The sequence below is a fragment of the Nonomuraea sp. NPDC049695 genome (assembly GCF_040674955.1).
GTDB lineage: Bacteria > Actinomycetota > Actinomycetes > Streptosporangiales > Streptosporangiaceae > Nonomuraea > Nonomuraea helvata.
In genome coordinates, this window is the sequence record NZ_JBFANV010000009.1 from 12,438 (window position 1) to 26,998 (window position 14,561).

The following is a 14,561-nucleotide window of genomic DNA, read 5'->3' on the forward strand; positions in this document are numbered from 1 at the left end:
CCAGCTTATGTTCAAGCGGCTGCCTGGCAACGAGGCACGCAACCTCGTCTCCACCACGCCCGACACGGCCGTCGTCTTCCGACCGGCCGTACTCAAGACACCCGCCATCATCACCATCGTCATCCTGGTCTGTCGGATGCTCGCCGGGCTCGTCCGTACGATCTGGCGCCGCCCCATCGCCACCGCCGTCCCGGTAGCCCTGGGCGCTGCCTGGTACTTCTACGGCTGGCCCATGGCGGCGTCCCTGCTCGGCACGGCCGTCCTGGCCCTGACCTCATGGGCGTTCGTCGACCGGCCATCCTTCGCCCGCCTGGTCGGCTACCGGTTGCTGGCCTGGTGGCGACTCTTCTGGATCTACCGGCGGCACTGGCAACCCGTCATGGTCGTCTCCGGTCTCGGCCGTCACCTCCGGGGCCGCGACTACCTGCCCCGGCTCGGCAAGGTCACCTGCACCTCATGGGCCGACCTGGTCACTGTACGCATGCTCAAGGGACAAGCAGTTAAGGACTGGTCCGATCGCACCGACCACCTGGCCCAAGGCTTCGGCGCGAAGTCGTGCCGCGTGGCCCTATCCCGGGCTGGTCGGTTGATGTTGACCTTTCCGCGGAGCGATCCACTCGCCTCACCCCTGCCAGCGCTCGCCATACCGCAGGAGCCGACCGTGGGGCCGGTTGAGATCGGCCGGGGTGAGGACGGGCGGCCGTGGCGGCTCAAGGTGCACGGCACGCATGTCCTCGTCGCAGGTGCGACCGGGGCTGGCAAGGGGTCGATCATCTGGTCCGTCATCCGCTCGCTCCTACCCGCCGTCCGCGCCGGTCTGGTCGAGCTGTGGGCTCTGGATCCCAAACTGATGGAGCTGTCCTACGGGCGCGACCTGTTCGGCGCCCGGTACGCGGCCACTCCGGAAGAGTGCGCCGACCTGCTGGACGAGGCCGTCTGCGTCATGCAGAAGCGGGCGGCTCGCTTCGCCGGACTCCATCGCTACCACACGCCCACCGTCGATGATCCGTTCGTCCTGGTCGTGGTGGACGAGGTGGCGTTCCTGACCGCCTACCAGTCCGACCGGCAACTCAGGCAACGCATCTCCGCAGCGCTGGCCACCCTGACTACCCAGGGCCGCGCGGTCGGCGTCGGCGTCCTGGCCGCGTTGCAGGACCCGCGCAAAGAGGTCATGAACATCCGCAACCTGTTCCCCGACAAGATCGCCCTGCGGCTGGATGAGTCGGAGCAGGTGGACATGGTCCTCGGGGACGGCGCACGTGATCGCGGCGCGCTCGCCGACCACATCTCGCCGGTTCCGGAGCTGGGCGCGGGCGTCGGCTACGTCCGGCTGGAAGCCAGCCCCGAACCCCTCCGGGTCCGCGCCACCTACGTCTCCGACCACGACATCCGCGCCATGGTCGATGCCTACGCGCCGCACGGCGGTGCGGCATGAGGATCTGCTTCCACGGCACCGCCGACGAAATCAGCCTGGTCGCAGCCCGCCCACTGCTGGTCCTGCTGACCGCCCGCGACCTGCCCCGCATGCGGGTCTTCGAGCTCTACCACTCCCGCATCCACGCCCACCCGCATCTGGAGCACTACCGGCTCTGTGCCCTCATGACCGAGACGACCGACGAAGGGAGGACCGCATGACTCATCCGCACGACAGAGCTCTCCCCCGGGCTGTCCGCCTGGCCATGCCGATGGCCCGCGACGTGCTCATAGAGGTCGCCAAGCAGCACGGCGTCTGCATCAGGCCCATCGCGCTGCGGCGGCTCGACATCGTCACCGGCAAGTCCGAGATCATCGACGTTCCATGCGGCTCCACCCTCGACAGCAAGTGCCCACCCTGCGCCAAGCGCAACAGACAGCTCCGCATGGCCCAATGCCGCGAAGGCTGGCACCTCGACACCGAACCGACCATCACACCGGACGAACCGAACGAGGAACAGCGCTGGCTGGTCGAGTTCCGCGCCGACATGCAGGCCAAGCGTGACGCCGCCGAGCAGGCCGGCGACGACACCACCGACCTGGACGCCGTCCTGTCCGGTCTCGATAACGAGATCAACGCCGCTGGTATGCGGGGCAGCGTCGCCGGATCCGCGATGCCCAAGCGCACCCGATCGACCAGGCGGCGCCAGGACGCCCCGGACCTGCCCAAGCGGAAAATGGTCAACACGACGCTCGGCCGGACCTTCACCAGCCCGAACGGCAAGGTCTACCGGCCGTCGCTGTTCGTAACGCTTACCCTGCCCAGCTACGGCAAGGTCCGTGACGGCGTTCCGATCGATCCGGACACCTACAACTACCGGGCCGCGGCTCGGGATGCGCTGCACTTCTCCAAGCTCGTGGACCGATTCGTGCAGAACCTGCGCCGGGTGGCGGGCTATGACGTGCAGTACTTCGCCGCCGTAGAGCCTCAGAAGAGGTTGGCTCCGCACCTGCACATGGCCAGCCGGGGCACCCTGCCGCGTGCGGAAATCAAGCAGATCGCGGCGGCCACCTATCACCAGGTGTGGTGGCCTTCCACCGACGAAGTGCGCTTCGACGGTGACCACCTCCCCGCCTGGGACGAGCAGGCCGGCTACCTTGACCCGGCAACCGGCGAGGTCCTGCTCACCTGGGACGAAGCCCTCGACGCCCTGGACGAGGACGCCGAACCCCTCCATGTTCTGCGCTTCGGCGATCAGGTGGACGTGCAAGGTCTTCTCGCCGGTACGCCGGACGCCGATCAGTGCATCCGGTATCTGTCCAAGTACCTGACCAAGTCCATCGGCGAGGCCCTCGACGGCGGCCAGGCCCATCGTGAGCACGCCGCCCGCATGGTCGACGCCTTGCGCTACGAGCCCTGCTCGCCCACCTGCCCGAACTGGCTCCGCTATGGCGTCCAGCCGAAGAACGCCAAGCCCGGCATGCAGCCTGGCCGGTGCCGCTCCAAGGCGCACAAGCCCGACCACCTCGGCTACGCCGGGCGCCGGGTCCTGGTCTCCCGCAAGTGGTCCAACAAGACCCTGGCTGAGCACCGGCAGGACCGCCGTACCTGGGTCCTGGAAGCCCTCGGCCAGGCCGACGAACCGACAGACCCACACCGCTACATCTGGCGACCCGTCCCCGCCGGAGACGCCAACGTGCCGCCACTCGCCGTACGCCTCCTGCGCACCGTGGCCGAACGCCAACGCTGGCGAGTCCACCTCAGCGAGCTGGAAGCCAGAGCAGCCGGACAAGATCTTTCGGCAACCGAGGACCTGGGGAGGGCTGCATGACCAAGCGAGACGAGCTACTGACCGTGGCCCAGGTCCTCGACGAACTCGGAGTCTCCCGCCGCACCTTCTACCGCTGGCGCGAGATCGGCAAGGCACCGAAGGGCATCCGCCTGCCCAACGGCGAACTCCGCATCTACCGCAGCGACCTTGACGCCTGGCTCGAATCCCTCCGGAGTGCAGCATGACGACCTCGTACGACGTGAAGTTCTGGGAGATCCGGCGGAACAAGTCGAGCAAGTCACCCTCCTATGAGGTGCGCTGGAAGGTCGGCGGCCGAGAGAAGTCCAAGACCTACAAGACCAAGGCCCTCGGCGAGAGCTTCCTTACCGACCTGCGGCAGGCCGCGAGACGGGGAGAAGCGTTCGACCTGGAGACAGGTCTCCCCGAGTCGATGACCAAGGCCAAAGATGCACGGACAGTCATCGACTTCGTGAAGGCGTACGTTGAGGCGCGCTGGCCGTACGCGGCGGCCAAGAGCCGTGACAGCATGTCGGACGCCCTTGCGACGGCTCTTCCGGCGTTGACGACGGAGAAGGCCGGGCGCCCGGATGCCGCCCTCCTCCGTAAGGCCCTGTGCCAATACGTGCTGCTGCCTGAGGGGAAGCGGCCCGCCATGCCCGCCGACATCGCGCGGGCCGTCCGCTGGCTGGAAGCGGCGTCGCTCAACATGGAAGACCTCAACGAAACCAAGGCTGTCCGCCCGGCCCTCGACGCCCTCGCACTCCGCCTCGACGGCAAGCAGGCCGGTGCCAACACGATCAGGCGGAAGCGCGCTGTCCTTCACCACGTCTTCGAGTACGCGGTGGAGCTGGAAGAACTGCCGTCCAACCCGCTGCACCGGATCAAGTGGAAGCTTCCGAAGACGACCGAGACCGTGGATCCGCGGGTTGTGGTCAACCCTCGTCAGGCCAGGGAACTGCTCGTGGCGCTCACCTATGTGGGCAAGCGCCAGCGTGACGGGAAAGGGCGGGGCCGGCGGTTGATGGCCATGTTCGCCTGCATGTACTTCGCCGCGCTCCGGCCGGGCGAGGCGGTCAGCCTCCGCGAGCAGGACTGCTACCTCCCGCTGCAAGGCTGGGGACGGATCACCCTCGACGGCTCGCGCCCTGAGGTGAACCGCCGCTGGACCGACACCGGGGACGCTCACGAGCTGCGCGGCCTGAAGCATCGGGGCGAGGATGACGTCCGCCGGATCCCGATCCCTCCAGAGCTGATCAAGATCCTTCGGCAACACATCGAAGAGTTCGGCGTCGCCCCTGACGGGCGGCTGTTCAGCAGTGAGCGCGGCGGCGTGGTCGCCTCGACGGCCTACACCGAGGTCTGGCAGGAAGCGCGCACCCTCGCTCTCACACCCGCCCAGGTCGCCTCACCACTCGCCCGGCGGCCGTACGACCTCCGGCATGCGGCCGTCTCGCTCTGGCTCAACGGCGGAGTACCGGCACCAGAAGTGGCCGTCCGTGCCGGCCACGGGGTGGATGTCCTGCTCAGGGTCTATGCCAAGTGCATCGACGGCCAGGAGGAGATCGTCAATCAGCGGATAGCGGACGTACTCACCGCATGAGATCACGAACGGCATCACTCGAAAGGCTCCGGCTTCCCCCGGGGCCTTTCGGCGTTGCAGGGCCGCGTCATCCCGCGCATACTCTGGATCATGGGTCTCGACCTGGGGAAACGCCCCCGGATCCATCCCGCGTATATCCCGCGACCACCGACAAACGGCCGCTCAGGGCTGCATCTGGCTGCATACCCCTGAAACGCAGAAGAGGCCCCGAAGGGCCTCTGAGCTGCACTTACTGCTGGTGGCAGGTGCAAGGTTCGAACTTGCGTAGGCTGAGCCGACGGTTTTACAGACCGCTCCCTTTGGCCACTCGGGCAACCTGCCTTGTCATCCGCTCTCGCGGCGACACACAGAAGAATAGCGGACTTCAGAGGTGCACGTGACACCAGTTTGTCCCCAGCCGGATGCCCGGTACGTGTTGTGCCGAAACGGTGGGGGTGCGGGAGGGGCGAAGGTGGATGGTCCGTCGCACAAGGGGGCGGCGTCCTGCGCGCCCGGCCGATGCTGGCTAGGCTCGTGCGCTGGGTCCCTCGCGTTTCGCGTACGGCGGCGAAGCAGGATCCGGGTAGTGCTTTCGCAGCTGAGAGGATGGGTGTTTTGGCCGATTCATCTTTCGACATCGTCAGCAAGATCGACCGCCAAGAGGTCGACAACGCCCTGAACCAGACGGTGAAGGAGATCGGGCACCGCTTCGACTTCAAGGGGACCGGGGCCGCGATCAGTTGGTCTGGGCAGGACAACATCGAGGTCAAGGCGAACAGTGAGGAGCGGGCGAGTGCCGTGCTCGACGTGTTCAAGGAGAAGGTGATCAAGAGGGGTCTGTCGCTGAAGATCCTGGACGCGGGCGAGCCCAAGCTGTCGGGCAAGGAATACCGCATGATGGTCAGCCTGAAGGAGGGCATCGACCAGGAGAACGCCAAGAAGATCTCCAAGCTGATCCGCGACGAAGGGCCGAAGGGGATCAAGGCGCAGATTCAGGGCGAGGAGCTTCGGGTCAGCTCGAAGAAGAAGGACGATCTCCAAGAGGTCATTTCGCTGCTGAAGGGCAAGGATCTGGACATCGCCCTCCAGTTTGTGAACTACCGCTGATCGGCATGGAGCCGGAGTCGGGCGCGGGGCACGTCCGGGGTGCATGGTTGGGTGCGTTGTCCACGGTTTTTACGTGGGCGACGTTGTTCTCCGGTGCCTCGGCGTGCCGCCTCTCGACCGCAGGCCCGTCCCGAGTCTCGGCCGTAGGCCGTCCCGCCTTGCCGCTGTAATGCTGTAAGTCGTGCCGGGTCCCGGCCGCAGGCTCGCGCCCGTCTCGACCGTAAGCTCGGCCATCGTGACGAAGATCCCCCTGCGTCGCTTTACGGCGCGCGCCCTGCCCATTGACGGCCAAGATCGAGTTCTCCTGCTTCATGGCTTTGATCCGGAGAGGCCGGATGAGCCGTTCTGGTTCACGATCGGCGGGGCCGCGGAGGACGGCGAGACGCTGCAGGAGGCGGCGGCGCGTGAGCTGTTCGAGGAGGTCGGGTTCCGGGCGAATGCGGACGAGTTCAGCGGTCCGTACGGCAGCAGCGTGATCGAGTTCTGCTGGGCCCAGTACGCCATCACGCAGGATCAGACGTTCTTCGCGATCCGGGTGGGTGACGACGCGGTCGTGTCGTTCGACCACATGGAGCAGATCGAGAAGGACACGACGACGGCCTACCGGTGGTGGAGTGCGGAGGAGCTCGAGAGCACCGGCGAGGTCTTCTTTCCCGAAGACCTTGTGTCCATCATGCGTAAGATCACCGTCGGCTCTCCCGTCACTGAGGGCGGAGGATCCGTGTAGCGCCTGCTATGAGGGCCGTTGCCAGGATCCATCCTGAAACGACCAGTCCGTACGCGAGCCACTGCGTCCACCCACCCGGGTCGAAGAGCTCTCGTTGGCCGAATGCCGGGATCGGGAGCAGAAGGTCAAAGGTGTAGGCGAAGGCGTTGAAATCGGGGCTCTCGGAGGGTTTGAGGGCCCTGGGAGGGTTGAGGCCGAAGACGATGGTTCCCAGTGTCAGCAGCAGCGTGAACCACATGCCCGCGAGCCAGGGACGGTAGCCGTACCCCACCGCGACGTCGAGCAGCCGGCCCCATGTCCGGCTCCTGAGGCCCTGCGTCTGCCGCCTGGCGCGGAGCTTGGCGAGTTGGGCCCGGCGGGCGAGCGCGTCGTTGCCGTCGCTGAGGTACCAGGAGGCCAGTTGCTCGTACGGCTGCGGTCTGAACCCCTCCGGATCGCGCCTTACCCAGTCGATTCGTCGGGTCACGCCCGAACCGCGCAGACGCTGATAGGTCAGGCCGTTGAGGCGTAACTTCTCGGGCCAGGTGGCTGGATCGTCGTGCAGCGTGCCGAGCGTGGTGTGTGCGAGGGTAACCACGCCTTCGATGGGCTCTGCGGGCTTGAGGTAGAGCTCGCGAACTTCCATGTGACTCGCGTGGAGGGCGTAGCGGGTGTCCGGACTTCGTATGGTTCCGCTGAGCGAGAGCGTGCCGTTGATTCGGGCGCCGCGTAACCGTATGCAGCCCGATGCCTCGAATCCGTCGGTGCAGCGCATGACGTCTTGGACGACCATGTTGTCGGCGGCGAGTGCGTCCTTGCCGGGATTGCGGAGAGTCGCGCCTTGCAGGAAGAGTCCGCCGTTGAGGCGGGAGCCGACCAGGCCGATTCCTCCGGTGAAGTCGGCGTTGCGGAGGTAGGTGCCGGAGTCCACGACGGCGGCGTTCGCGTAGAGTGCCCAGTCTTCGTCATCGTCGGCCACCACTTTGGTGCCACCGAGCCAGAGGCCGCTCTCGAACTGGGCCCGGGCCAGGCGGACGGTGCCGGTGATGTTCGAGCCGGACAGGCTGAGGTGCCCGGCCACCCGCATGCCGCCGCCGCTGAGTCCCGGGAGGTGGCAGTCGGTCAGCCGTATGGTGCGGGTGGTGGAGTCGGTGAAATGGATGGGTTCGTCCAGATGGCAGCCGCTCAGGTTGAGTTGGTGCGGGATCGTGCCGCCGACGATCGCGAGCTGGCCGGTGATCCTGGCGCCGCGTAAGCGAACCGCCGGGACGGAGCCGGCGCCCGCGTCGTGGGCGCCGAGCAGCAGCTGGGCGATCACCTCGGCCCTGATCGAACGTTCGCGGCCCCAGGTGTGACCGTCCGTGGGCGCGTTCGCTCCGGCCGCGCGGCTGGTTCCGATCGCGAATGGGCCCAGATCGACGGTTTCGCCGGTGGGGAACGCGTTCCAGAGCCTCCGCTCCGCCTTGGTCAGTCGGCGCATGTGGTCAGCGGCGGTAGCCGGCCATGCGCTCGAGGCGGGCGACCCGCTCGGACGTGGGCGGGTGCGTGGAGAACAGGCGGCCGAACCCGGAGCCGCTGAACGGGTTCGCGATCATCATGTGGGAGGCCGAGGTCAGGCGGCTGTTCTCGGGGAGCGGAAGCCTGCGTGCGCCCATCTCGATCTTGCGGAGCGCCGAGGCCAGGGCGAGGGGGTCGCCTGTGAGCCTGGCGCCCGATTCGTCGGCCTGGAACTCCCTCGTACGGGAGATCGCCATCTGCACCATCCCGGCCGCCACCGGCCCGAGCACCATCATCAGCAGCGCGCCTAGGAAGCCCGGCCCCTCATCGTCGTCCGAGCCGCCGAAGAACACGGCCACATAGCTGAGCCAGGTGATCATCGTGGCCAGGGCTCCGGCCACGGAGGAGACGAGGATGTCCCGGTTGTACACGTGCGACAGCTCGTGCCCGATCACGCCACGCAGCTCCGCCTCGTCGAGCAGCCGAGTCAGACCGTACGTCACGCACACCGCGGCCTGGCGAGGGCTTCTGCCTGTCGCGAAGGCGTTCGGCTGCACCGTCGGGGAGATGTACAGGCGCGGCATCGGCTGGCGCGCCTGGGTGGAGAGCTCTCGGACGATCCGGTAGAGCGTGGGCTGCTCGACCTCGCTGACCGGTCTGGCACGCATGGCCGACAGGGCGATGCGGTCGGAGAAGAAGTAGGCGAAGCCGTTGCCCACCAACGCGAGCACGAACGCGATCCGCACACCGGTGCCGCCGCCCAACCACGCGCCCGCCGCGACAATCAGCGCCGACAGGCCGCCGAGCAGAACGGCGGTGCGCAGACCGTTGTGGTGCAAGACTCCCCCTTTCGTGGTCTGGGTTCACCTGGTCCAACGACGATGACCCGGTCCATCGTTCCCCAACCGTGCCTCGTTCGTGTCGCGCTGTGCTCGACTGAGGGCACAGCGCGACCCGTTTCTCTTCATGATCGGGGATCTCGTACGGGTGCGGCTTCTCCGCGCGTGGCCCGGCGGCCTCAACCGAAGGCTGAGAAGGAGGTCATGTTCAGGACCAGCTGCGGGGCGATCGAGAACAGGACGGCCGCCACCAGGGCGAGGCCGATGGCCAGCCAAGTCGCCGGAGGCGGGCGGTGCCGGGTGGGTGCCGTCCCTCCTGCAGGGGTGACGAGCCGGGCCACCCAGACGGCGTAGTAGTACAGGCCGATCACGGTGTTGACGGCCATGATCAGTGCCAGCCAGCCAGAGCCGCCTTCGACGATCTCGCGGAAGACGAACACCTTCGCGAAGAGCCCGGCCAGGCCCGGCGGGAGGCCTGCGAGGCAGACCAGGCAGAACGCCAGCGCCAGCCCTGCGGCCGGACGCTGGAAGGCCAGGCCGCGGTAGTCGTCGAGCTCGTTGCGGGTGGCGGTCCTGGAGACGAGCATGACCACCGCGAACGCGCCGAGGTTCATGGCGGCGTAGATGACCAGGTATGCCATGGAGGCGCTGATCGCCCCTATTGCCACGGTGTTGTCCGGGGGTACGGCCGAATCCATCGCGGCGGTGAGAGCCGGGGCGTGGAGTGCGGCGGTTGCCGGGGTGCCTTGTGCCGTGGCCGCTGCCGCCGTTGCGAGGGGCGCCAGGATGTAGCCGGACTGCGCGACGGAGGACCAGGCCAGCAGGCGTACGGCGGAGCGTTGTCGCATGGCGAGCAGGTTGCCCGCGGTCATGGTCAGCGCGGCGATGATCCCCACGATGGGCGCCCAGGTGGCGGCCTGCCCGGACAGTCCGGCGACCAGTACGAGGATCAGCCCGGCGAATCCGGCCGCCTTGGAGATCACCGAGAGCAGCGCGGCCACGGGGACGGGAGCGCCCTGGTAGACGTCGGCCGCCCAGGAGTGGAACGGCACCGCGGCGATCTTGAAAGCGAACCCCGCCACCACGAGAACGACGCCGACCGTGCCGACGGCAGGCAGGTCCTGGCCGGCCGCCAGCGCCGTACCCGCTGCGACGCCGGGCGCCGGGGCCTGGCCGCTGAACACGGCCGCCAGGCGGGACAGGTAGACCGTGCCCGCGATGCCGTACAGGAGCGACACGCCGAACAGCATGACGGCCGTCGACACGACCGACACGACGAAGAGCTTCACGGCGGCCTCGGAGGAGCGGCCGTCGTACCGTTTCATCGCGGTGAGGGCGAAGACCGGCAGTGAGACGAGCTCGAGCGCCACCACGAGCATGATCAGGTCACGGGACGCGGGCAGCGTCACCGCGCCTACGAGGGTGCAGAGGAGAAGGAAGTACCACTCCCCGACCGGAATGCCGCCGGCCGCCAGCTCGGTCATCGACATCAGTACGATCACCACGGCCGCGACCAGCACCATGCCCGCGAACACCAGCGTGAACCGGTCCGCCACGAAGGAGCACAGTCCGGCGTCCGCGGCAAGGTCGGGCGGGACACAGAAGGTCGACTGCGGCGGGCCGCCCCTGACCGCCTGGGCGACGACGAGGCCCAAAGCGACCAGCACGCCTGCCAGCGTGACCAGCCCCAGCACGGTCTTCGTGCGGGGGCGAGCCGGGAGGAACGCGTCCAGCAACAGCACCAGCCCGGCCACCAGGGCGAGCGCCAACGGGGGCGCGATCACGAAATAGTCGATCTGCTGGATCATGAGGCGGCTCCCAGCAGGGCCTGGACGGCCGGCGTGGTGAGCGACAGGAGCAGCCCGGGCCAGAGCCCGAAGAGCAGGATCAGGACCACGAGCGGCGTCCATGCCAGCAGCTCGTAGCTTCTGATGTCATCCACCACCCGCCGCGCGCCGGCCAGAGACTCAGCATCGGTCGGTGGCCGGCCGCCGGAGGGAAGCGGTGCCGGGCTTGATTCCAAGGTGGCCGTCGCTGAGCGTTTCTCCGGCGCGCCGAGCGGTACGACGGGGCGTTCGTCGGGAGTGACGCCCTCCCACGGCTCCTCCCACAGCCCCTCTTCCGGCTCCTCCTCCGGCCCCTCTTCCGGTAGGGCGTCCGCGTGGGGGCGGCCGTGGGTGACGCGGGACAGCATGACGACGAAGTACGCGGCCGTCAGGACCGCGCCGAGGCCCCCGATCACCATGTACGTCAGGAACAGCGCGCGCGGCAGCCCGTTCGCCGGCTGGAACGCCCCGAACAGGGCCAGCATCTCGCCCCAGAACCCGGCCAGCCCCGGCAGCCCCAGCGAGGCGATCGCCGCGAACGTGAGCACCGACCCGAGCCGCGGCAGCGTCGCCAGCATGCCGCCGCCCAGCGAGGGCATGTCGGCGGTGTGGTACCGGTCCTTGATCGCCCCGGCCAGGAAGAAGAGCAGACCGGTGATCAGGCCGTGGGCGACGTTGGCGAAGAGGGCGCCGTTGATGCCCACCGGGGTCAGCGTGGCGAACCCGAGCAGGACGAAGCCCATGTGACCGACCGACGAGTAGGCGATCATGCGTTTGAGGTCGCGCTGCGCGAGGCAGGCGAGGGCGCCGTACACGATGCCGACCACGGCGAACGCACCGAGCCACGGCGCCACCACCATCGCCCCCTCGGGGAGGATGGGGATGGCGATCCTGGCGAAACCGTACGTGCCCATCTTCAGCAGCACGCCGGCGAGCAGCACCGAGCCCGTGGTGGGAGCCTCCGTGTGGGCGTCGGGCAGCCACGTGTGCAGCGGCCACATGGGCGTTTTCACCGCCAGGCCGATGCCGATCGCCACGAACGCCAGGACCTGCACGGATCTGGGCATGCCTGCGCCGTGGGCCGCGCTCAGCGCCTCGATGTCGAGTGTGCCGGTCCGGGTCCATACGAGCAGCAGGCCGAGGAGCATCACGACCGAGCCGAGCAGCGTGTACAGGATGAACTTGATCGACGCTGCCCTGCGCCCCTCGCCGCCCCAGATGCCGATCAGGAAGTACATCGGGACAAGGACGATCTCGAAGAACACGAAGAAGAGCAGCAGGTCGAGGGCGAGGAACGTACCGATCATGCCTACTTCGAGCACGAGCAGCGTGAACACCAGCGCCCTCGGCCTCGCCCCCACGAACGCCTTCCGCGCGCCGCCCCAGCACAAGTAGACGAAGCACAGGAACGTCAGCAGGGCGGTCAGCACGATCAGCGGCAGCGAGATCCCGTCGACGCCGAGGTGGAAGCGCAGGTCCAGACCTGGGATCCACGGCAGGTCCACCTCGGACTGGATCCGCGCGCCCTGGCCGTGGTCGAACGTCGCCGCCAGCAGGACCGCGAGCGCCAGGGTGACGCTCGACAGGGCCAGCCCGTACGTGTGCAGCAGCGGGCGGAGCGTGTGCGGCACGAGGAGAAGCACGAGCGCGCCGAGCAGCGGCACGGCCAGCAGCGCGACGGGAAGCCAGCCCATCATGTGAACACCACCGCCCCTACCGCGATCAGCAGGACACCGGCCAGCACGCCGCTCACGTAGAGCTGGACGTTGCCGTTCTGGGCAAGTCGCAGCACGCCGGACAGTCCGCGCGCCGACTTGCCGGACCCGCGCACCGCCCCGTCCACGACCACGTCGTCCGTTCTGACCACGAGCCTGGACAGCGCCAGGATCGGGCGTACGAACAGCGTGGCGTAGAGGCCGTCCACGTAGAACGCCCGCTCGCACGGCACCCGCAGCGGCCCCAGCAGGCGGGCAGGGTCGGCGATGGGGTCGACGCGCCAGAACGCGTACACGATCCCGGCGCCGAGCACGGCCAGCACGACGCTGATGGCCGCCACGCCGAGGTCCAGGTGCAACTCGCCGGCGAAGCCCAGCAACAGGGCCGGGACGGCGAGGACGATGACGGGCACGAGCATCGTGCGGGGGGCCTCGGTGACGTCCACGACGTGGGCCGTGCCGGGCTCCGGCTCCGGGAGCGCCACGACCCGAGCCTCGCCGAAGAACGTGCGCAGCCAGGCTCTGGCGGCGTACGCGCCGGTGACGGCCACGGTCGCGAGCGCGCACCCGTAGAGGAGAAGGGCGGCCGCGTCCGTCAGGCTCCCCTTGGACAGGGCGCCGTCCATGGCCAGCAGGATGCCGTCCTTGCTGAAGAAGCCGCTGGCCGGAGGAATGCCCATCAACGCGGCGAAACCGATCGTCATCGTCACGAACGTCACCGGAAGTTCGCGGCGCAGGCCGCCCATCTGGGTCATCAGGTTGGAGCCGACGTGGTGGATCACCGCGCCCGCGCAGAGGAACAGCAGGGCCTTGAACGCCCCGTGAGTCAGCAGGTGGAAGATGGCCGCCCTGTCGGACCCCGCGGCCAGCCCGCCTGCCATGTACGCGAGCTGGCTGATCGTGGAGTAGGCGAGCACGCGTTTCAGGTCGTCCTGGGCCAGCGCGGCAAGGGCGGCGCCCAGCATGCCGAGTGCCGCGACGACGGCCAGCACGTCGAGCGTGGGCCGGGCGGCGAGGAACGCCGGGAACAGCCTGGCCACGATGAAGATCCCGGCGGCGACCATGGTGGCGGCATGGATCAAGGCGCTGATCGGGGTCGGGCCCGCCATCGCGTCGGGGAGCCAGGTGTGCAGCGGGACCTGCGCGCTCTTGCCCGCCACCCCGGCCAGGAGGAGCATCGTGGCGGTCACCAGCGTGGCCGTGGACATCTCCGGCACCTTCGCCAGCACGTCGCTGATGCGGAAGCTGCCCGCTGCCAGGCCGAGCACGAAGATGCCGAAGAGGAAGCCGACGTCGCCCAGGCGGGTGACGAGGAACGCCTTGACCGCTGCCCGCGAATTGCTCCGGTCTTCCCACCAGTGGCCGATGAGGAGGTAGGAGCAGAGGCCCATGATCTCCCAGCCCACGTAGAGGACCAGCAGGTCCCCGGCGTAGACGACCAGGAGCATGGCGCTGGTGAACAGGCTGATGAACGCGCTGTAAGAGGGGTAGCGCGGATCGTCCTTGAGGTAGCCGACCGAGTAGACCTGTACGGCCAGGGCGACGACGGTCACCAGGACGCCGAGGATGCTCGACAGGTTGTCGGCCTGGATGGTGAGCGTGATCGGGATGCCGCCGGTGACGATCGTGCCGTACGTCCGGCCTGTGGGTGGGGACGTGGTGACGCCGTGGAGGAAGGCGAAGCCGGGGCCCCAGGCGAGCCAGGCGGCCAGGACCGCCGAGACGGCCGTCGGGAGGACGGCGATCCAGGCCGCCCTGGTGTTGGCCCGCTCACCGACCGCCGCCTCGGCCGCCCTGGCTGCCTCGACTTCACGGGTGGGGCCGGCGGGGCGCCGGTGGGGCCAGCGGGAGAGCAGCAGGCCCGCGGCTGCGGCCAGGAACGGCAGGAGCACGGCGATGAGCGGGAACGTCGTCATGGCCTGCCACCTCGTTTGATGGGGTGCTCGCTGCCGCGGCTGCCCTCGCTCTCCGCCCGCTCTGATGCGTTGCCGTCCTCGTCGGTGGTGCGCGGACGGCGCTCCACCGGTTCGTCCGCGTCGGTGAGCGCTCCGGCTTGCTCCGACGTACGGTCTGGGGCGGCGGCGTG

At 68.4% G+C, this 14,561-nt stretch carries 12 protein-coding genes and 1 tRNA gene; 7 read left to right on the plus strand and 6 right to left on the minus strand.

Annotated elements, in window-relative coordinates; translation table 11 throughout:
• Positions 1-7 precede the first annotated feature (7 nt).
• From AB0J64_RS10730 to AB0J64_RS10750, 5 genes are read left to right on the plus strand one after another with little or no spacing between them, the layout of a single operon-like run.
• Entirely contained in the window at positions 8-1,435 is a 1,428-nt protein-coding gene (locus AB0J64_RS10730; RefSeq protein WP_364023905.1) for an FtsK/SpoIIIE domain-containing protein, read from the plus strand.
• The gene (locus AB0J64_RS10735; protein WP_364023908.1) at positions 1,432-1,635 is read left to right on the plus strand and encodes a hypothetical protein; all 204 of its coding nucleotides are present in this window, start codon (positions 1,432-1,434) and stop codon (positions 1,633-1,635) included. The genes AB0J64_RS10730 and AB0J64_RS10735 overlap by 4 nt, the downstream gene beginning before the upstream one ends.
• Entirely contained in the window at positions 1,632-3,245 is a 1,614-nt protein-coding gene (locus AB0J64_RS10740) for a replication initiator (protein WP_364023911.1), read from the plus strand. The genes AB0J64_RS10735 and AB0J64_RS10740 overlap by 4 nt, the downstream gene beginning before the upstream one ends.
• Entirely contained in the window at positions 3,242-3,430 is a 189-nt protein-coding gene (locus AB0J64_RS10745; protein WP_364023913.1) for a helix-turn-helix domain-containing protein, read from the plus strand. The genes AB0J64_RS10740 and AB0J64_RS10745 overlap by 4 nt, the downstream gene beginning before the upstream one ends.
• Complete coding sequence (locus AB0J64_RS10750; RefSeq protein ID WP_364023916.1) at positions 3,427-4,806, plus strand: site-specific integrase; 1,380 nt, start codon at positions 3,427-3,429, stop codon at positions 4,804-4,806. The genes AB0J64_RS10745 and AB0J64_RS10750 overlap by 4 nt, the downstream gene beginning before the upstream one ends.
• Before the next feature lie 236 nt (positions 4,807-5,042).
• Here AB0J64_RS10750 and AB0J64_RS10755 read toward each other — a convergent pair.
• Positions 5,043-5,127: transfer RNA gene (locus AB0J64_RS10755), tRNA-Tyr, on the minus strand.
• A gap of 264 nt (positions 5,128-5,391) precedes the next feature.
• Between AB0J64_RS10755 and AB0J64_RS10760 the strand changes: the two genes are divergently transcribed.
• Positions 5,392-5,892 (plus strand): YajQ family cyclic di-GMP-binding protein, encoded by a 501-nt coding sequence (locus AB0J64_RS10760; protein ID WP_364023919.1) that lies wholly within the window; start codon positions 5,392-5,394, stop codon positions 5,890-5,892.
• 235 nt (positions 5,893-6,127) lie between these two features.
• Positions 6,128-6,619: an NUDIX domain-containing protein gene (locus AB0J64_RS10765; RefSeq protein ID WP_364023922.1), complete on the plus strand. Its 492-nt coding sequence runs from the start codon at positions 6,128-6,130 to the stop codon at positions 6,617-6,619.
• On the opposite strand, the gene AB0J64_RS10770 is transcribed toward AB0J64_RS10765, so the two are convergent.
• The 5 genes from AB0J64_RS10770 to AB0J64_RS10790 form a co-directional block, all read right to left on the minus strand.
• Positions 6,594-8,078: a hypothetical protein gene (locus AB0J64_RS10770; protein ID WP_364023926.1), complete on the minus strand. Its 1,485-nt coding sequence runs from the start codon at positions 8,076-8,078 to the stop codon at positions 6,594-6,596. The two genes, AB0J64_RS10765 and AB0J64_RS10770, sit on opposite strands and share 26 nt — an antisense overlap.
• Positions 8,079-8,082: 4 nt before the next feature.
• Positions 8,083-8,934: a zinc metalloprotease HtpX gene (gene htpX / locus AB0J64_RS10775; RefSeq protein ID WP_344998395.1), complete on the minus strand. Its 852-nt coding sequence runs from the start codon at positions 8,932-8,934 to the stop codon at positions 8,083-8,085.
• Between the two features lie 179 nt (positions 8,935-9,113).
• Positions 9,114-10,742 (minus strand): NADH-quinone oxidoreductase subunit N, encoded by a 1,629-nt coding sequence (locus AB0J64_RS10780; protein WP_364023929.1) that lies wholly within the window; start codon positions 10,740-10,742, stop codon positions 9,114-9,116.
• On the minus strand, positions 10,739-12,454 hold the full coding sequence (locus AB0J64_RS10785) for an NADH-quinone oxidoreductase subunit M (RefSeq protein WP_364024327.1): 1,716 nt from the start codon (positions 12,452-12,454) through the stop codon (positions 10,739-10,741). The genes AB0J64_RS10780 and AB0J64_RS10785 overlap by 4 nt, the downstream gene beginning before the upstream one ends.
• Positions 12,454-14,391 carry an NADH-quinone oxidoreductase subunit L gene (locus AB0J64_RS10790; RefSeq protein WP_364023932.1) on the minus strand — a complete coding sequence of 646 codons (1,938 nt, stop codon included), beginning with the start codon at positions 14,389-14,391 and terminating at the stop codon, positions 12,454-12,456. The genes AB0J64_RS10785 and AB0J64_RS10790 overlap by 1 nt, the downstream gene beginning before the upstream one ends.
• Positions 14,392-14,561: the final 170 nt, after the last annotated feature.

Coding starts and splice junctions, on each gene's coding strand:
- AB0J64_RS10740 (WP_364023911.1), top strand. CDS start 1,632: ATGACTCATCCGCACGACAGAGCTCTCCCCCGGGCTGTCCGCCTGGCC.
- AB0J64_RS10780 (WP_364023929.1), bottom strand. CDS start 10,742: ATGATCCAGCAGATCGACTATTTCGTGATCGCGCCCCCGTTGGCGCTC.
- AB0J64_RS10730 (WP_364023905.1), top strand. CDS start 8: ATGTTCAAGCGGCTGCCTGGCAACGAGGCACGCAACCTCGTCTCCACC.
- AB0J64_RS10785 (WP_364024327.1), bottom strand. CDS start 12,454: ATGGGCTGGCTTCCCGTCGCGCTGCTGGCCGTGCCGCTGCTCGGCGCG.
- AB0J64_RS10790 (WP_364023932.1), bottom strand. CDS start 14,391: ATGACGACGTTCCCGCTCATCGCCGTGCTCCTGCCGTTCCTGGCCGCA.
- AB0J64_RS10750 (WP_364023916.1), top strand. CDS start 3,427: ATGACGACCTCGTACGACGTGAAGTTCTGGGAGATCCGGCGGAACAAG.
- AB0J64_RS10745 (WP_364023913.1), top strand. CDS start 3,242: ATGACCAAGCGAGACGAGCTACTGACCGTGGCCCAGGTCCTCGACGAA.
- AB0J64_RS10735 (WP_364023908.1), top strand. CDS start 1,432: ATGAGGATCTGCTTCCACGGCACCGCCGACGAAATCAGCCTGGTCGCA.
- AB0J64_RS10760 (WP_364023919.1), top strand. CDS start 5,392: ATGGGTGTTTTGGCCGATTCATCTTTCGACATCGTCAGCAAGATCGAC.
- AB0J64_RS10770 (WP_364023926.1), bottom strand. CDS start 8,078: ATGCGCCGACTGACCAAGGCGGAGCGGAGGCTCTGGAACGCGTTCCCC.